This is a genomic window from Litorivivens sp. (genome assembly GCF_041624475.1).
Lineage (GTDB): Bacteria > Pseudomonadota > Gammaproteobacteria > Pseudomonadales > Spongiibacteraceae > Litorivivens.
Genome location: NZ_JBFJUX010000001.1, coordinates 389,103 through 405,628, shown reverse-complemented (window position 1 = coordinate 405,628; position 16,526 = coordinate 389,103). Strand labels below are relative to the sequence as shown.

General features: G+C 58.7%; 14 protein-coding genes. 9 read left to right on the top strand and 5 right to left on the bottom strand.

What is annotated here, in order from left to right; translation table 11 throughout:
- Window positions 1-82: 82 nt before the first annotated feature.
- Window positions 83-847 (top strand): TSUP family transporter, encoded by a 765-nt coding sequence (locus ABY734_RS01815; protein ID WP_372777248.1) that lies wholly within the window; start codon window positions 83-85, stop codon window positions 845-847.
- Here the strand turns inward: ABY734_RS01815 and ABY734_RS01810 are convergent.
- Window positions 810-1,991: a CNNM domain-containing protein gene (locus ABY734_RS01810; protein WP_372777247.1), complete on the bottom strand. Its 1,182-nt coding sequence runs from the start codon at window positions 1,989-1,991 to the stop codon at window positions 810-812. The genes ABY734_RS01815 and ABY734_RS01810 overlap by 38 nt on opposite strands.
- Window positions 1,992-2,084: 93 nt before the next feature.
- On the opposite strand from ABY734_RS01810, the gene ABY734_RS01805 reads away from it, so the two are divergent.
- On the top strand, window positions 2,085-4,418 hold the full coding sequence (locus ABY734_RS01805; protein ID WP_372777246.1) for a TonB-dependent receptor: 2,334 nt from the start codon (window positions 2,085-2,087) through the stop codon (window positions 4,416-4,418).
- Between the two features lie 477 nt (window positions 4,419-4,895).
- Here ABY734_RS01805 and ABY734_RS01800 read toward each other — a convergent pair whose 3' ends face one another.
- Together ABY734_RS01800 and ABY734_RS01795 are read right to left on the bottom strand one after the other, a co-directional pair.
- The gene (locus ABY734_RS01800) at window positions 4,896-5,759 is read right to left on the bottom strand and encodes a phosphatase PAP2 family protein (RefSeq protein ID WP_372777245.1); all 864 of its coding nucleotides are present in this window, start codon (window positions 5,757-5,759) and stop codon (window positions 4,896-4,898) included.
- 99 nt (window positions 5,760-5,858) lie between these two features.
- The gene (locus ABY734_RS01795) at window positions 5,859-7,049 is read right to left on the bottom strand and encodes a helix-turn-helix domain-containing protein (protein WP_372777244.1); all 1,191 of its coding nucleotides are present in this window, start codon (window positions 7,047-7,049) and stop codon (window positions 5,859-5,861) included.
- A 199-nt stretch (window positions 7,050-7,248) separates the two neighbouring features.
- On the opposite strand from ABY734_RS01795, the gene ABY734_RS01790 reads away from it, so the two are divergent.
- The 7 genes from ABY734_RS01790 to ABY734_RS01760 all read left to right on the top strand — a co-directional run bounded on the left by ABY734_RS01790 (window position 7,249) and on the right by ABY734_RS01760 (window position 14,209).
- Window positions 7,249-9,306, top strand: a complete 2,058-nt coding sequence (locus ABY734_RS01790; protein ID WP_372777243.1) for a putative bifunctional diguanylate cyclase/phosphodiesterase — start codon at window positions 7,249-7,251, stop codon at window positions 9,304-9,306.
- A 25-nt stretch (window positions 9,307-9,331) separates the two neighbouring features.
- Window positions 9,332-10,330: a GTP 3',8-cyclase MoaA gene (moaA, locus tag ABY734_RS01785; protein ID WP_372777242.1), complete on the top strand. Its 999-nt coding sequence runs from the start codon at window positions 9,332-9,334 to the stop codon at window positions 10,328-10,330.
- Entirely contained in the window at window positions 10,323-10,793 is a 471-nt protein-coding gene (locus ABY734_RS01780; RefSeq protein WP_372777241.1) for a cupin domain-containing protein, read from the top strand. Before moaA ends, ABY734_RS01780 begins: the two co-directional genes overlap by 8 nt.
- 38 nt (window positions 10,794-10,831) lie before the next feature.
- A complete protein-coding gene (locus ABY734_RS01775) occupies window positions 10,832-11,755 on the top strand; it encodes an AAA family ATPase (RefSeq protein ID WP_372777240.1) in 924 nt (307 codons plus the stop codon).
- A 6-nt stretch (window positions 11,756-11,761) separates the two neighbouring features.
- On the top strand, window positions 11,762-13,144 hold the full coding sequence (locus ABY734_RS01770; RefSeq protein ID WP_372777239.1) for a VWA domain-containing protein: 1,383 nt from the start codon (window positions 11,762-11,764) through the stop codon (window positions 13,142-13,144).
- A gap of 93 nt (window positions 13,145-13,237) precedes the next feature.
- Window positions 13,238-13,639: a PilZ domain-containing protein gene (locus tag ABY734_RS01765; protein ID WP_372777238.1), complete on the top strand. Its 402-nt coding sequence runs from the start codon at window positions 13,238-13,240 to the stop codon at window positions 13,637-13,639.
- A 183-nt stretch (window positions 13,640-13,822) separates the two neighbouring features.
- Window positions 13,823-14,209 carry a PilZ domain-containing protein gene (locus ABY734_RS01760; RefSeq protein WP_372777237.1) on the top strand — a complete coding sequence of 129 codons (387 nt, stop codon included), beginning with the start codon at window positions 13,823-13,825 and terminating at the stop codon, window positions 14,207-14,209.
- Here ABY734_RS01760 and ABY734_RS01755 read toward each other — a convergent pair.
- Window positions 14,206-15,423, bottom strand: a complete 1,218-nt coding sequence (locus tag ABY734_RS01755) for a cytochrome P450 (RefSeq protein WP_372777236.1) — start codon at window positions 15,421-15,423, stop codon at window positions 14,206-14,208. The two genes, ABY734_RS01760 and ABY734_RS01755, sit on opposite strands and share 4 nt — an antisense overlap.
- A gap of 139 nt (window positions 15,424-15,562) precedes the next feature.
- Window positions 15,563-16,405 carry a glutathione-dependent disulfide-bond oxidoreductase gene (yghU, locus tag ABY734_RS01750; protein WP_372777235.1) on the bottom strand — a complete coding sequence of 281 codons (843 nt, stop codon included), beginning with the start codon at window positions 16,403-16,405 and terminating at the stop codon, window positions 15,563-15,565.
- Between the last annotated feature and the right edge of the window lie 121 nt (window positions 16,406-16,526).

Here is a 16,526-nt window from a genome sequence, read left to right as displayed (position 1 = left end):
GAGGGAACTCTCCAGCCTGAACCGGGCGCCCCCTCTCCCTCTGGGAGAGGGTCGGGGTGAGGGCGCTCCGTCACCGTAATCCATGGAAAATCTCCTCCCCTACCAATACCTTCTGATCGGCCTGATCTTTATCTGGAGCGGCTTTGTCCGATCCGGTCTCGGCTTTGGTGGCGCCGTGCTGTCACTGCCGTTTCTGTTGTTGGTGCATAACGACGCGCTGGTGTTTCTGCCGCTGATCTCCGTGCACCTGCTGGTGTTCGCCTCCATCACCATCATTCAGAACAACCGCAAACCCGACAGCGGTAGGGGCACCGTCAACTGGCCCTACTTGCGCTATCTATTGTTGGTCATGCTGATTCCGAAACTGATCGGGGTACTTGGGCTGGTGACGCTGCCGTCAAACGTGATGAGCGGGGTGATTTTCACCATCGTGGCCGTGTATTCCCTGTCCTATATCTTTAACCGTCCCTTCAAAAGCAACAGCAAGGTGGTGGATACGGCGTTTCTGCTGCTCGGCGGCTATATCAGTGGCACCTCATTGATTGGCGCGCCCCTGATAATTGCGGTGGCCGCTCAGCATGTGGCCCGGGAACAACTGCGGGACACCCTGTTTGCGCTCTGGCTGGTGCTGGTGGCGATCAAGATGGCGGCCTTTATTTATTTTGAGGTCGACCTGCAGCTCATCCACCATCTGTGGTTGCTGCCCTGCGCCTTTATCGGCCACTTGATCGGACTGCGTTTTCACCGCCACATGCTGCAAACCGATGCGGCGGTGTTTATGCGTTTTCTCGGCAGCGCCCTGCTGCTGATCAGTCTGGTTGGGTTGACTCGGGCGGCGCTGGGCTAGGGGGCTCGACCGCCGCTTCCGGGTCGACATTGAGGCCCATCTGCCGGGCTCTGCGCATCCAGCGCTCACGGGCCAGCTTCTGCATATCGTCGACACTGTCCATTTCATCAACAATTTCCATGCCGATCAGCGTTTCAATCACATCCTCCATGGTGACAATGCCGGCGGTGCCGCCGTACTCATCCACCACCAGTGCGATATGCTCCTGCTGCTCCAGAAAACGGCTGAATATATCCGGCAGCGGGCAGGACTCGTGAATGGTGATGATCTCCCGCTTGAGATCCTTAAGCAGCTTGTCGCCGTGACTGTCCACCAGTTCCACCAGCAGCTCGTCTTTCAGGAAGTAGCCAACCACCTTATCCTTGTTTCCCTCCTCATGGATCGGAATCCGGGAAAACACAATATTGCCTTCCCGCTCGTGGAATTCCTGCAGCGTCAGGCTCATGGGAGCCACTTTAACCACGGTGCGCGGAGTCATCACATCCTTGGCGCGAATATTCTTGAAGCGCAGCAGGTTGGCAATAAAGGCAGATTCGTTCTTCTCGATGACCCCTTCCTTTTCACCGATCTCCGCCAGCATGAGAAAGTCGCGCCGGGAAAACACACTGCGGCTTTTATCCTTACGCAGAATGCCGGTGAGCTGCTGGCTTAGCCAGACCAGCGGCAGCAGTATCGTGATCACCACCTTCAGGGAGTACACGGTAAACGGTGCCAGCTCTTTCCAGTAATTGGCGCCGAGGGTTTTGGGAATGATTTCCGAGAGGATCAGAATCGCCAGCGTCAGCGCCACCGGAATCACCACCCCGGTTATCATCGGGTTGGTCTCGGCCCACAGCAGAGTCGCCTGCTGGCCAACACCGATGGCGCCAGCGGTGTGCGCCACGGTATTCAGGGTCAAGATGGCCGCCAAGGGCCGGTCGATATTGTCCTTGAAACTCTTGAGCTGGCGACCGATGCCCGCCCCTTCCTGGAATTTGATCTGGGCGTAGGCCGGGGTAATGCTTAGCAGCACCGCCTCCCAGAGGGAACATAGAAAGGAAAAACCAATGGCCAGGCAAAAATAGGCAACCAGCAGGGTTAACATGTCGCTCCGGTCTCGCTGAAAAGAAGGGCCTACCTTAACGGTTTTTACGGTGTCCTTCACCGGTTTTCCAGTGCGTCCCGGTCGGCAAGGTCGCCGTGCACCAGTCCCGGCCTTAGTGTGAAGCTCCCAAATAACAAGAACCGGGAGAATTCCATGCTGAAAAGGATCACCCTGGCGGCGCTCTGCCTTACCGCCTCCTGCCCCACGCTGCTGGCCGAAACGACCCGTGGCGGCCTGTATATTGAAGAGGTGCTGGTCACCGTCAACAAGCGCGAAGAATCACTTCAGGATGTGGGCGCTTCCGTCACCGCGCTTGACGCCGACATGCTCGAAGCGGCCAATATCGAGGACCCCTTTAACCTGGCCGAAATGACCCCGGGCGTAGTGACCCGCGGCCGCGAAAACATGACCATACGCGGCATCGGCGTCGACCTGATCGGTGTGCCGCCGGTGGCCTTCCACGAGAATGGTCTGTTTATCCCCAACAATAATGTGGGCGGCAATTACTACGATCTGGCCGCCATTGAATTGCTGCGCGGCCCCTCCGGCACCGTGTATGGCCGCAATGCCACCGCCGGCGCCCTCAACCTGCGCTGGAATCCACCCGTGGACGCCGTCGAATTCAAACTCGACACCCGCGCCGCCAGCCTCAGTGAACGCCGGCTGCGCGCTGCCATCAATACCCCCCTGCTGCCGAACAACTGGCTCAACGCCCGCCTGGCTATGAGCGATCACCGCCGCGACGGCCTGGTCACCAACCTGCTGGCCGAGAAGGATCGCTTCCACGGCGACACCAAGGACGACCAGATGGTGCGGCTGTGGCTGCAGTCCCAGCCCACCGAAACGCTGCAGCTCAACCTGCGTTACAAATACTTTCAACGCGACCAGTACCGCATCTCCAGCGCCACCACCCTGACCCGCAACAATGGGTCACTGGAGGAGTTCGGGGCAGAGCCTCTGCCCCAGGATCGCACCCTGGTCAGAGCCCTCGCCCACCGGATGATTTTCAGCGAGCAGGCCAGACAGCTGTTTGGCGAGCGCGATTACCGCGACTACCAGATTGATGTGGAACGACTCGACGCCGAGGTAGTGTGGGCGCTGGATGATTTGCCGCTGCTGGGCAACGTGGACATAACCCTGCTGTTCGGCAAAAGCGCAGATCACGCCTTCCGCCCCCTCGATGTCGACGGCACGGAAGCCACCATTGTCGACGTACTGCGCCGGGAGCGTGACGACGCCTTGATTCAGGAAATGCGCTTTACCTCCCAGAATGATTCCGCCGTCAACTGGATCTTCGGCCTGTTCCGGGCCAGACAGGAAAGCCGTCTGACCGCCCTTAACTTCGTAAAAGCCAAGATCGATCTGGCCGATAGTGTGCTAGGTCTGCCCCTGCCCACCGGCGGCAATATCTTTGATCTCGATGTTTCCACCCCCCACGGCGAGGAGACCGTCACCAGCGAAGCGGCCTACGTCAACAGCACCCTGCGACTCAAACATTGGCAGAGCGACCTGCCGGATATCGAAATCTTCGGCGGCCTGCGCAGCAACCGCGACCGGCAGGAGCTGTTCGAGGTCAACGACGTCGCCCTGGTACTGCCGAATCGTGCCAACCGCACTCAAGCCGCCAGCCTTTCCGGTGGCAGCACGGGCTTTGAAGTGGAATTTGAGGAGCCCACCGGCGAGTTCGGCGCCAAGTGGTTCCTGAGCGACGAGCATATGGTTTACGCCAAAGTGGCCCGCGGCTACAAAAACGGCTTTGGCGAAGTCATGGATGACGGCAGTCTGAACGAAGTGGAGGCGGAACAGCTCAACGCCTTTGAAGTGGGCAGCAAAAACCGCTTCTTTGAGGGTCGTTTGCAGTTCAACGCCGTCGCCTTTGCCTACGACTACAGCAACCTGCAGGTACAGCAGGTGCGCGACACGACCACCGTCACCGAAAATGCCGCCAGCGCCAGTTTGTCAGGACTGGAGGTCGACATGACTGTGGCCGCCACCGAAAACCTCTACAGCATCATTTCACTGGGCTATTTGAAAGGTACCTTTGACGATTTCTGTTCCTCAGACCCGGCCTTTCCCAGCCTGTCCGACCCGGGCTGCCCCGAGGGCGAGCAGGATCTGTCCGGCAATGACCTGCAAGACACGCCGCGTTACAAGGCCTCGCTGCTGTTGAACTACCAGCGCCCCCTCGGCGAATGGGGCTCGCTGCGAGCGGTGCTGAAAACCACCTGGACCGACGACTACTTTCTGCGCCACTACAACCGCGACGATGTGGACCGACTCGCCAGCTACACCAACACTGATATCCGTCTGAGCTGGATCAGCCCCGGCGGCGCATTCACGGTGGACGCCTTTGTAGATAGCCTGGAAGATGAAGACCAACTGTTCTTCCGGCCGGTGCCGCTCGGCTTGGGTGTTGACGGGGTTATTACCAGTCTCGGGCCCAACTCACCGCGCACGGTGGGCGTCAGCCTCGGTTACCAATACTGAAAAAAGGGAAAACACAAAAAGAAAAGGCAGCTCCATTCAGAGAGCTGCCTTTTTAGTTCTCAGCAAATAAATAGAGTGGAAGGGCGTTCACTGTCAATAAAACCGCAGAGTCACTAAAGAGCCCTGAAGCATTTAGGCTGTCGAGCCAGTGAATCGGGCATCCCCCTTACTTGGGTGCTAGTACCAAGTAAGCAGGTTTTCAGTGTCCACCGAAACAGGCTTAGTGGTTCCACACCGTCTCCGAGCCCCTTCAGGACGCGCTTAAGCCTCTCCGTGAAAGGGGTGTGTTTCGCGAGGACTGTCTGAGCACTCTGTGCGAGTTCCGCAGCGACACCCCTTTCACGGAGAGGCTTGCGGCCGGTCTCGGAGACGGTGTGGGGCCGCTGGGCCGGGTTAATAGCACCGTTACAATCAGGCTGTACGGCCTTCCACCCAAATCTGCGATATACCGCTACTGATGCACAACTGCGCTTTGAGCTACAAACGCATTCGCTGAAAAAACCACGGTAGCAAACCGGCAATCACCGCCCCGAAAACAGCCATCAGCACAAAGCCGTCAACCGCGGACGGCAACTGACCCCACCCCGCCACTTTCGGCAATACCGCCAGCAGGACAAACATCACGGCAGTACCGACAGCGTAGCGCAGGCCGCGCTTCACCAGACCCATCGCCGCCGGGTTATCCTGAATTTTCAACCCACAGAAACCCGCCACCAGTCCCATACCGAGGCTGCCATAGACCATTGCGCTTGAGCCGAGCAGCAGCGCCAATGCGGTCATCAGCGACACTGCCACCAGCAAGGCAATCGCTTTACGCTGTGCCGGCCAGCTCATCAGGGCAGGCCCCCAAAGATGCCAGGCCCACAGGGTCAGGCCGCCAAACAGCCAGCCCACGGCTACATCGGTCGGGTAGTGAACCCCCAGATACGAGCGCGACAGTCCGGTCAGAAAAATCACTGCCAGGCAGACACCGGTGAACCAGCGCTTGCCCACGTGCATTGCCAGCAGCCCCCAGAACACCGCCACCAGCTGGGCGTGCCCGCTGGGAAAACTGAAACCCATCTCGCCGTCGGACACAATGCGTGCATCCACCTCGAAGGGGCGCGGCAGGGCGAACCACTCTTTGACCACCGTATTCAGATACATGGTCAGCGTCACCATCAGCAGTAGCTTGAGCCCCAGATTGCGGTCGATACACCACAGCACCAGCGGCACCGTAAACAGGTAACCCATACCGCCGAGCCAGGTGAAAAAGCGCAGCAGGCCATCCCAGGGCCAGAAGGTGAATTGCTGGAGGGCGATGATGAAATCAGCGCCCCAGGCGAGAATACTTTCGATCACAGTCTATTCCTCACTCAGTGTCAGATTGAGCACTAATCTGCCTCAGGCTTGGTGCGCAAGGCGACCTCGCCGACCGGGCCGACCTCACCGCAACGGTTTTCAGGCTGTTTTCGGGGTCTCAAGGCGGGCGCGATATTCGCCCGGCGTCATCCCGACACTGGCTTTGAAGTATTTATTGAAGGTGGATTTGCTGCGAAAACCCGCCTCCTCCGCCAGATGCAGCAGCGAGGCTTCGCGGTAAGCCGGATCCGCCATCAGCGCCTGTACTTCGCGCACCCGGTAACCGTTCACGTAGTCGTAGAAATTCTGCCCGGCGCAGGTGCTAAGCACCTGTGACAGCTCCTGGGTGCTGATCCCCACCGCCTTGGCCAGCTTTGCCAGCTGCAGGCTGTCGTCGAGGTAGGGCTTGTCCTCACGCATAATGCGGCTGACCTCAGCCCACAACTGCCGGCAGGCGGATTCGTCCAGGCCCGAGCGAGCGTACTTGGTGCGGCTGCCCGCGTCGGGCTCGTCAACCGGCGGCTCGACCGCATCCAGCTGTTCATTGAGCAGGGAGGCCAATTCCGGCAGGGCATAAAACAACTGGGCGCGGCGAAAGCCGGCAATAGCCACGTAATTCAGCAGGATAATACTGGTTGGCAGGATGACGTAGAGCACCGGGTGCAACTGGCCGCCCACTTCCACACGCAGCAGGGCCACAGGCGCGAGCACCAGATTCATGGCGCCGAACAGATAGAGGATCCGGCGCAGCCAGCGCAGGCTGACCGCCTCCAGGCTGGCAAAGCGGTCGCGCAGCCCGCGCTGATAGTGTTTCACCTCTCGCAGACTAGCCAGCACATAGCCCAGCCCCCAAACACTGCCGAGCACCGTCAGCACACTGGTCAGCCAGACCAGATAAGGGCTGTCGTCTGTGGCAATCGCCATCCCCGCTTCCGGGTCGCGCAGCAGAGACAAACTCAAGCCCAGCACAATGGCCACCGGCACAAAGTGCAGCATGTCGCGGCTGCACAGGCGAAAAGCCGGTTGCACCATGGCCCGGGTATAGAGCAGCAGCAGCGGCGCAATGGCAAAGCACACGGTGTATATCACCCGGCGGTAGTAGCCAGGAAACGGTGTGGTGCCGGTCTCCTTCCAGAAAAAAAGCAGCAGATTACCGCCGATAACCAGCAGAATCAGCGCCAGCAAGCGGTTGGCGGTGCGCATGGCGGGCTCGGCAATCATCAGCAGCATTGCCACCAGCAGGGCTAGCTGGGCCATAACAATCAAGGCGGCGAGGGCGGCAATAGTCATATTGGGCGTGTTTTTATTTAGCGACTGACAGCTTAAGACAGCACTGATTCATTCGGCAATGGTTCGGCGGAATCTATGGAGCCCATCAATACAGGCCTGCCCAGAGGTCGCATCCAGATTTTTCTCAACATTCCCTGTCGGACGGAGCCCGCTTCTGTTAAAACATCAAACATTGCCTGATAAGCCGTTATATACCCTAATGTTTCTTCCGTATCTGTACTTCTCTACCAGCGTTATCGCCCTGTATACCGCCATACAGTCAATCTGGCTGAGCAGGCTTGGCCCTAATCGGCATATCTACGGTGCCTACGCGGCACTCTGCGTCGCCATCTGTGCTTTTCTGCTCAGCAGCACTATTTTCACCATGGCCACCAGCCTGGAAGCCGCAAAGCTCAGTGTTCGTCTCCAGAGCCTCTCTGCTTTCGCTTATCTGGCAGCGCTTAGCTGGCTGATGCTGCGCTATGCCGACATTCCCGTCCGCGGCTTGGCACTGCGCTTTATCCTGCTCTATTGCGTCGTTACGGGCCTGCTCGGCTTGTACAGCCTGACGCTGGACGCTGGTTTTTTCGTCGCGCGCCTGTGGCCAATGGGTCCGGATGGACCGATACCCTATGGCTTTGATTACCGGCCAGGGTCGGCTGTTTTTCAGCTGATTGGCCTTATCGGAGCAGCCTGGTGCTTTTTCTGCGTCAACGTCATGCGCCATCACGATCCCCTGGCTGCAAAGCTGTTCAGCAGCTTTTTGCTGTTGCTGGTCTACTCCTGCATCTCCCAGCTACTGCATTATTTTTTCGGCCTGCAGAGCGTACCCGTACTTCCAGGCGGCGTTACCTTTATCTGGCTGTTCGTAATAATGGCCATCCTTTTTGCCCGAGACCACGAAGAGACCGTGGCCGAACTGGTGGAGAAGAACCAGTCACTAAGCCAGGAAATGTCCTCGCGCACCGCCGCAGAGCGACAGGCGCGGATGCTGGCTCTCAACGACGAGCTGACCAAACTAGCCAATATCCGAAACCTGAAAAAGCAGCTTGAGTGGTACCCTACAGAGTATCCGGACGGGCAACTGCTGCTGATACAGATTGATTACTTCAGGGAGTTGAAACAAACCTTCGGCGAAGCCCACAGCGACCAGCTGCTGCTGCAAGTGGCCAAGCGCCTGCAGGACAAAGAGGCGCCAGACCAGCTCGCGGCCCGGATTTCCGAGTCGCAGTTTGCCGTCCTGACCCGCGAACTTCAGCGCTATATTGATAACTCCGCAGAGTCACTCAGCCCCTCTGACCTGCTGACCAGGCCCTTTTATCTCGGCCCGCAGAAATTGGACCTGACCTACAGCATGGCGCTGGTCCCGCTGCGGGAAGAGAGCAATGCGCAAGACGCGCTTTATCACGCCGAGCTGGCGCTCGAGCAGGCAGTTTCCCGCGGCGGCAACCAGATCGCGCCTTACAACCGCCAGTTTGCCGAGGAGGTCCGCTTCCGGCTGACGCTGGAGCGTGATCTTGACAGGGCCTTGCCCGACCGGCAGCTGACAATGCACTACCAGCCACAGGTCGACAGTGCAGGCCACCTGATTGGCGCCGAAGCCCTGTTGCGCTGGCAGCACCCTGAACACGGCTGGATTTCCCCGGCGACCTTTATTCCGCTGGCAGAACGGCGCGGCCTGATAAGACCAATCGGCCAGTGGGTGCTGGAACAGGCCTGCCGGGACCTGAAAAGTTGGCAGCAGCGCGGGAGCTTTATCGGCAGAGTCTCTGTCAACGTGAGCCCTTTGCAATTGCAGACCTACCGCTACGCACAGTCCGTACTGGACACGCTCAGGGCCTTCGACGTTTCCCCCACCAGCCTGTCGCTGGAACTGACCGAATCCGGCATTATCGAGGAGGCCAATACGGCGCTGGTCGATCTACCCCTGCTGCGAAAAGCCGGGGTGACCATCGCCATCGATGATTTCGGCACCGGTTTTTCTTCCCTGTCCTACCTCGGACGGCTACCGGTCGATACGCTCAAGATCGACAAATCCTTTGTCGATCAGGTCGGCACAGCTCGCGGTGACGATCTGCTCAAGGTTCTGCTGGACATTGGCCGTTCACTGGACATGAAAGTGCTGGCGGAAGGCGTGGAGCAAGACGAGCAGCGGCAAAAGCTGGAAGCCATGGGCTGCCATTACTTTCAGGGCTACCTGTTCAGCAGGCCGGTGCCCGCCGACCAACTGCCACTGACAGAGCCATTGTTGGCGGTAGCGCAGGAGCCGCAGCGTTAACCCGGTATGGTAGTATTCAAGGATTATGACTACGCACGCGCTAATTGATCGATTTGATCGCCAGATAGACTACGTCCGGCTGTCCGTTACCGACCGCTGCGATTTTCGCTGCGTATACTGTATGGCGGAAGACATGACCTTCCTGCCTCGCAACCAGATTCTTTCTCTGGAACAACTGTTTGATGTGGGCAAGGCCTTTGTCGATCTCGGCGTCAAAAAAATCCGCCTGACCGGTGGCGAACCGCTGGTGCGCAATAACGTATTGTCGCTGGTGGAGCGCCTCGGCGCCCTTGACGGCCTGAAGGAGCTTCACCTCACCACCAATGGCGCCCAGCTGGACAAATACGCACCAGCTCTGAAAGCTGCGGGCCTGACCGGCGTCAATATCAGCATCGACAGCCTGAATGAAGAGCGCTTTCGCCAACTCACCCGTACCGGCGATCTGACTAAGGTGCTGCGCGGCATCGACGCCGCCATCGACGCGGGGTTTTCGCGCATCAAACTCAATGCGGTCATTCTTAAAGGCCGCAATGACGACGAAGTGCTGGATCTGGTCGATTTCGCCCGCCGCAAGGGCGTCGATATTTCTTTTATCGAAGAAATGCCGCTGGGCTTGATTGACGAACACAGCCGCGCCCTGAGCTTCTGCTCCAGCGACCAGCTGCGCGAGATCATCGAAACCCGCTATCCGCTCAGCAACAGCCACGAATCCACGGGCGGCCCCTCAGACTACTACCGCATGGTAGACAGCCCTATCCGGGTCGGCTTTATCTCTCCCCACAGCCACAACTTCTGCCACCTCTGCAACCGCGTTCGGGTTACCGTGGAAGGCAGGCTGCTGCTGTGCCTGGGCAACGAGCATTCGGTCGACCTGAAAGAGGTGCTCGACCAGCACCCGGGCGACGCCGAACGGTTGCAGCAGACCATTCGCGGCGCGATGGCCATCAAGCCCGAGCGGCACTATTTCGAATTGAACGACGATGAACCACAGATCGTCCGCTTTATGAATATGACCGGTGGATAAGCGCAGCCTTATCGAAAAACTACAGCTGGCGCCCCACCCGGAGGGCGGCTATTACCGCCGCACCTACGAGAGCTCGCACACGCACCTGGGGCGGCGCCTGATGAGCAGCATTTTCTACCTGCTCACCGACGACCAGCCTATCGGCCATCTGCACCGCAACCGCTCCGACATCATCCACTATTGGCAGGCCGGTGACCCGCTGCGCTACACCCTGCTGAGCCCGGAAGGCAAACTGCTGCAGATCACGCTGGGGCCGAAGCTCGATGAAGGGCAACAGCTCCAGCTCACGGTACCCGGTGGATTCTGGAAGGCCTCTCAATTACTCTGTGGCGACTTCGGCCTGATCTCCGAAGCAGTAAGCCCCGGCTTTGACTTTGATGATCACGACATGGCCCATGCCGAGGGCATGCGTAATCGCTACCCCGAGCACTGGGCCGTGCTTGAAAAGCTCTGTAAACAGTAAGCCCCTCAACGACAGGATTTAGTAGAAGGAGCACGACCGTGCAGGATTCTCCGGCCAGCCAGGCCGTGAAGGCCCTTATCGAGGGTTTTGCCGACGCGGGCTATATTGCCAGCGAGGCGATCGCCACCACCGTTTTTCTGGCCCAGCAACTGCAACGCCCCATTCTGGTGGAAGGCCCACCCGGGGTCGGCAAAACCGAGCTGGCCAAAGCCACGGCCACCTTCAGCATGCTGCCGCTGGTGCGGCTGCAATGCTATGAAGGCCTGGATGAAAGCAAAGCACTGTACGACTGGAAGTATTCCAAACAGCTGCTCTACAGCCAGGTATTGAAAGAACAGCTCCACGACATTCTGCAGGGCGCCAAGGGCCTAGCGGAATCCGTCGAGCGCTTGAAAAGCTTCGGCGATATCTTCTATTCCGACGAGTTTCTGGAACCCCGCCCCCTGCTCAAGGCCCTGCGCCAGAAAGAAGGCGCCGTGCTCCTGATCGACGAGATAGACAAGGCCGACTACGAATTCGAGTCATTGCTGCTGGAAATTCTGTCCGACTTTCAGGTGTCCATTCCCGAGATCGGCACCATCCAGGCCACCACCAAACCCATCGTGGTGCTGACCAGCAACAACACCCGCGACCTCAGCGACGCGCTCAAGCGCCGCTGCCTGCATCTGTACATCGATTTTCCCAGCCGCGCACTGGAAACCCGCATCGTGCAGACCCGGGTGCCGGACATTCCCGAATCACTCAGCGAGCAACTGGTGGCCTTTATTCAGCAGGTACGCGAGCTGGATCTGAAAAAAGCCCCTGCCGTGAGCGAAACCCTGGACTGGGCCAGAGCGCTGCTGTTGCTGCACGCCACCTCCCTGTCGCAGGAGCTGGTACAGAGCACCTTGAATGTCATTCTTAAATTTGAAGAAGACATTCAGCTGGTTACGCCGGAAATCCGCGAGCTGCTGAAAAGGTAGCGCCCGATGGAACAGACCCTGCTCGGTTTTATCAATACCCTGCGACAGCACGATGTTCGCATCTCCACCAGCGAAACGCTGGACGCCCTGCACACCGCCGATGTGATTGGTTACAGCAACCGGGAGCTGCTGCGCAATGCTCTGGCCGCAGCGCTGACCAAAACCCGTGACGAGAAAGCGACCTTTCACCGTTGTTTTGATCTCTACTTTTTAAGCAAGGGCGAGCGCCACAGCCAGCAGCAACAGAGCGGGCAGGAATCCAGCCACCCGCAGAGTTTTGAACTGCCGGAAAGTGTTGCGGGCGAGGCCGCGGTGCAGAATGCACTGAGCGCCCCGATGGTACAGGCCGCGATAGAAGGCACTCCGGATGCTGTGGCAATGGCCATCGAGGAAGCTGCCGAGGGCGTGAGTCTCGAAACGATCCGCTTCAATACCCAGAAAGGTATTTTTCGGCGCCGGCTGGCCGAAGCCGCAGGCACTGGTCAGTTCGACAAGGCCATTGAGGCCCTGAAGGCCATCGACAGCGATGAGCTGGAAGGCCCGATTGAATGGCTGGAACAACAGCGCCACGAGCTGGACATGGCGGCGCGGGATGCGGTTGAGCATCAGCTGCTGCTCAACGCCAACGCCGCAGGCCGCGCCATCCAGCAGCAGATGCTGCGCAACACCAAACTGTCCGCGCTGGAAGGCTACCATCTCAAACAGCTGCCCACCCTGATTCGGGCGCTGGCGAAGAAGCTCGCCACCCGCCATCGCCAGCGCCGCCGGGTAGACCGGCGCGGCAAACTCGACATGGCCAAGACCCTGCGCCGCAATCTGGCCTATGGCGGCGTGCCCTTCCACACCTACTGGAAGCAGAAACGCAAAGACCAACCCAAGCTCTACGTGCTGTGCGACGTCAGCGGCTCGGTGTCCACCTATGCCCGCTTTCTGCTGTTGTTCCTCTACAGCCTGACCGATGTCATGCCGCGCATTCGCAGTTTTGTATTCACCAGCCAGACTTACGAGGTGACCGAGCTGTTCGATCGCCACCCGCCCGAGCAGGCGGTTGAAATAGTAAACCAGAAATGGGGGCGGGGCAGCAGCGACTACGGCAACAGCTTCAAGCAATTCGTGAGCGATTTTGGCGCAAATATTGACCGCAACACCACCCTGATCATTCTGGGTGACGGCCGCGCCAACAGCGCCGACCCGGGCCTCAATGAGCTGCGCGAGCTCTACAATAAAAGTAAGTACTTGCTGTGGTTCAACCCCGAGCCCCGTGGGCACTGGAATACGGGCGACTCGGAAATACGCCGCTACCAGAGCGCTTGCCACTTTGTCGCTGAGTGCACCTCTCTGGCCAAGCTCGAGCGGCTTCTGGACCGTTTGCTGACGGTTCTACGGTGATGCTCTCCCGTCCCTACTCCCTAAGTACAAGTACGGGTTAACGGCCCGGCGCCGCAAGTTAAACTGTAAGCTCCGCAGACTGTAGCGTACACAATGGCAGAAAGTGCTGGTCACAAAACATCGGACAATCGCAGCGAACCGCGTTACACCACGCGCGATGCCGATTGCCTGGACATCTATCAGGACGGCAGCGGCTTTAAAATCCTGGCCAGCCGTGAAGCCTGCGAGATCACCAATATCTCAAAGCACGGGCTGATGATCCGGTGCGATGCGCCCCTGGAAGACTTTGAGCGCTTTCGCCTTCGTTTTCACCTTGAGTCCGGCGATGACTTGACCCTCTTCGGCAACGTGCGCTGGCGTGTACCTGACGGATCCGGTCACTACCTCTTTGGCCTGCATCTGGAAGACCGGCTCGGGACGGATTATCTCCTCTGGCAAAACCGCTTAAGCAAATTGCTGCTGAACCGCACCCGGAGCGGGCTCCAGATAAACTGAGGCAGCTCGGCAGCCGGCCACAATGGCAGCCGGTGCGGCCGCCTCAATACATCTGTAACGACCACCCTTCGCCACTCAACCACCCTAAATCACAGCCAGCCCTCCAAAGCCGGATAAGTTCACACCCGGCTTTTTCTAAGTTATAGTTAACGGCTTGCAACGCGATCCGGGGCGGAAATAATTATGGATTCTGAACGGCGACAGGACGCGCGAATCAATGACGAATCGCTGGTTTTTGTAGAAACCGAGGCGGCACAGCCCGGTTCGCTCTCCCCTGCCAAACTGGCGCTGGCGCGAACTCTGGATATCTCTGCCAAGGGCATGCAGATTGCAACCCGCGAGGCCCTGGAGCCCAACCGCATCCTGCGCGTCTTTGTCGACAACGGCGAAGAATACCCGCTGACCCTGGTCGGCGAGGTGAAGTGGTCGCGCCAGGAAGGAGCGGAATACCTTACCGGCATCGAGCTCTACCCCTCCCGCGAAACGGCCCAGAAACAGTGGGCAGAAAAGATCCGCAAGAAGCTCGGCCTGCCGGAAGCCGGGGCCAAGCCACTGCAAGAGGTCGGTTAACGGGCCTGCAATTTGACCGGCAGGAACTTGAAGCCGTTGACAAGATTCGAGCGGATACGCTTTGGTTCACCGCTCAACTCTGCCCCCGCGAACAGCTTGAAGAACTCCTCAAAGAAAATTTTCGCCTCCAGACGTGCCAGGTTCGCCCCCAGACACAGATGAATGCCGTGGCCAAAGGCCAGATGCGGGTTCGGGCTGCGCTCGATATTGAACTCCAGCGGATTATCGAACACTCGCTCATCAAAATTGGCTGAGGAATACAGCATCACCACCCGGTCATTTTCCTTTATCTGCTGACCGCGCAGTTCGGTATCGCGAGTGGCCGTGCGCCGAAAGTAGTGCAGGGGCGTGGACCACCGCAGCATTTCCTCCACCGCACCGGGCAGCAGCTCCGGATTGTCCTCCAGCTTGCGATAAAGCTCCGGGCGCTTGAGCAGTTCGTACATACCGCTGGCAATCATTGAGCGGGTGGTTTCATTGCCCGCCACGGTAATCTGGATAAACAGCGAGGCAAATTCTTCCGCCGTCACCTTGTGACCATCTACCTCGACGTTAATCAGCAGTGAAATCAGATCGTCAGCATCACTGTTCTGACGTTCGGTGGCCAGCTGATAGCCGTACATGCCCATTTCCATGCTGATCTGCTGGGTTTCTTCCGGCGTGGCACCCAGATCCGGATCACCGGCCGAGGTCTGCATGTCGGACCAGTGACGGATCTGCCCCCACATATCCTTCGGCACCCCCATCAGGCTGCAGATCACCGCGGTCGGCAGGTTGCCCGCCGCATCAAACACGAAATTGCATTCGCCCTGCTCTTTGGACAATTCACGCGCGCCCAGCAGCGATTCGCGGGCAATTTCGCGCACCATCGGTTCCATCTGAGCAAGCATTTTTGAGGTAAAGCGCTCTATCACCGCCCGCCGTATGGGCCCGTGGTTGGGCGGATCCATCCCCAGCAACTGCCCCTGGGCCATAGGGAGAATCTCCGGCGGCAATTCGTCCACCATCACAAAACCGCGCTGGGCGGAAAACGTTGCGTGATCGCGGGAGACCGCGCGCACATCCTCGTAGCGGCTGATCACCCAGTAGCCGCCGCCATCCGGGTGTTCATGCCAGTACACCGGCGCTTCATCGCGCAGCCGTTTGAACTGATCATGGGGCACGGCCGCCACATAGTTATCGGGGTTATAAATATCGATATCGCTGAGTTGCATTATTTCATCCCATAGGCGCGTTCTGTTTAAAAGACCAGCCGTTTAACAGACGCGTTTTTGTTTTGTCGGCGCAGTAGCACTCACGGCATTATTGGGAATTTCCCGACGCTCGCCATGACCATTTATTCACCTGCGCACATCAATCCAGATCCGCCGCACTGTGGCGTTCTTTTGCCTGCCGGTCTTCATCACCCCAAACCCGGTTTACCCGGCGACCGCGCTTGACTGCCGGCCGCTCGCCAATCTCCGCTGACCAGCGTCGCACATGGGTATAGGACTCAACGTCGAGAAATTCGCCCGCCTCGTAGAGCTTGCCCTCCACCAGCCCACCGTACCAGGGGTAGGTTGCCATATCGGCGATGGTGTACTCTTCGCCCGCCAGATAGGGACGCTCCGCCAGATTCCGATCCAGCACGTCCAGCTGCCGTTTGACCTCCATGGCAAAGCGGTTGATGGGATACTCCATTTTCTCGGGCGCATAGGCGTAAAAGTGGCCAAAACCACCGCCGAGAAAGGGTGTTGAACCCATCTGCCAGAAAAGCCAGGACAGTGTCTCCGATCGCAGGGGCAGTGAGTCTGGCAAAAAGGCATCAAACTTCTCCGCCAGGTACATCAGGATCGCGCCGGACTCGAACACCCTTACCGGCTCGGCGCCACTGCGATCTTCCAGCGCCGGAATCTTTGAATTGGGATTAATAGCGGTAAAGCCGCTGCCGAACTGATCACCCTCGAGAATATTGATCAGCCAGGCATCGTACTCCGCGCCCGCATGCCCCTGTGCCAACAGCTCTTCCAGCATGATGGTGACCTTGACGCCGTTGGGTGTGCCCAGCGAGTACAGTTGCAGTGGGTGCTCGCCCACCGGCAGCTCCTTGTCGTGGGTTGGTCCGGCGATTGGCCGATTGATGCTGGCGAAGGCGCCACCGCTTTCGGTATCCCAGGTCCATACACGGGGGGGGACATAACTTGGCTGGTCACTCATGCGTTCGCGCCTCCGGCTGAATTGCAGGTTAAAAATAACGAGGGCTTACCCTAGCAAACTTTTGAGTGCAGCGCGCCGCACAAAAGCTCTGCCGATTTGCAACTTGTCCCGCCGATAAGCG

What these genes read in the sequence shown, in the direction of transcription:
- ABY734_RS01755 (WP_372777236.1), bottom strand. Translation starts at nt 15,423, where the DNA reads ATGCAACTCAGCGATATCGATATTTATAACCCCGATAACTATGTGGCG.
- ABY734_RS01760 (WP_372777237.1), top strand. Translation starts at nt 13,823, where the DNA reads ATGGATTCTGAACGGCGACAGGACGCGCGAATCAATGACGAATCGCTG.
- ABY734_RS01805 (WP_372777246.1), top strand. Translation starts at nt 2,085, where the DNA reads ATGCTGAAAAGGATCACCCTGGCGGCGCTCTGCCTTACCGCCTCCTGC.
- yghU (WP_372777235.1), bottom strand. Translation starts at nt 16,405, where the DNA reads ATGAGTGACCAGCCAAGTTATGTCCCCCCCCGTGTATGGACCTGGGAT.
- ABY734_RS01815 (WP_372777248.1), top strand. Translation starts at nt 83, where the DNA reads ATGGAAAATCTCCTCCCCTACCAATACCTTCTGATCGGCCTGATCTTT.
- ABY734_RS01790 (WP_372777243.1), top strand. Translation starts at nt 7,249, where the DNA reads ATGTTTCTTCCGTATCTGTACTTCTCTACCAGCGTTATCGCCCTGTAT.
- ABY734_RS01765 (WP_372777238.1), top strand. Translation starts at nt 13,238, where the DNA reads ATGGCAGAAAGTGCTGGTCACAAAACATCGGACAATCGCAGCGAACCG.
- ABY734_RS01795 (WP_372777244.1), bottom strand. Translation starts at nt 7,049, where the DNA reads ATGACTATTGCCGCCCTCGCCGCCTTGATTGTTATGGCCCAGCTAGCC.
- ABY734_RS01770 (WP_372777239.1), top strand. Translation starts at nt 11,762, where the DNA reads ATGGAACAGACCCTGCTCGGTTTTATCAATACCCTGCGACAGCACGAT.
- moaA (WP_372777242.1), top strand. Translation starts at nt 9,332, where the DNA reads ATGACTACGCACGCGCTAATTGATCGATTTGATCGCCAGATAGACTAC.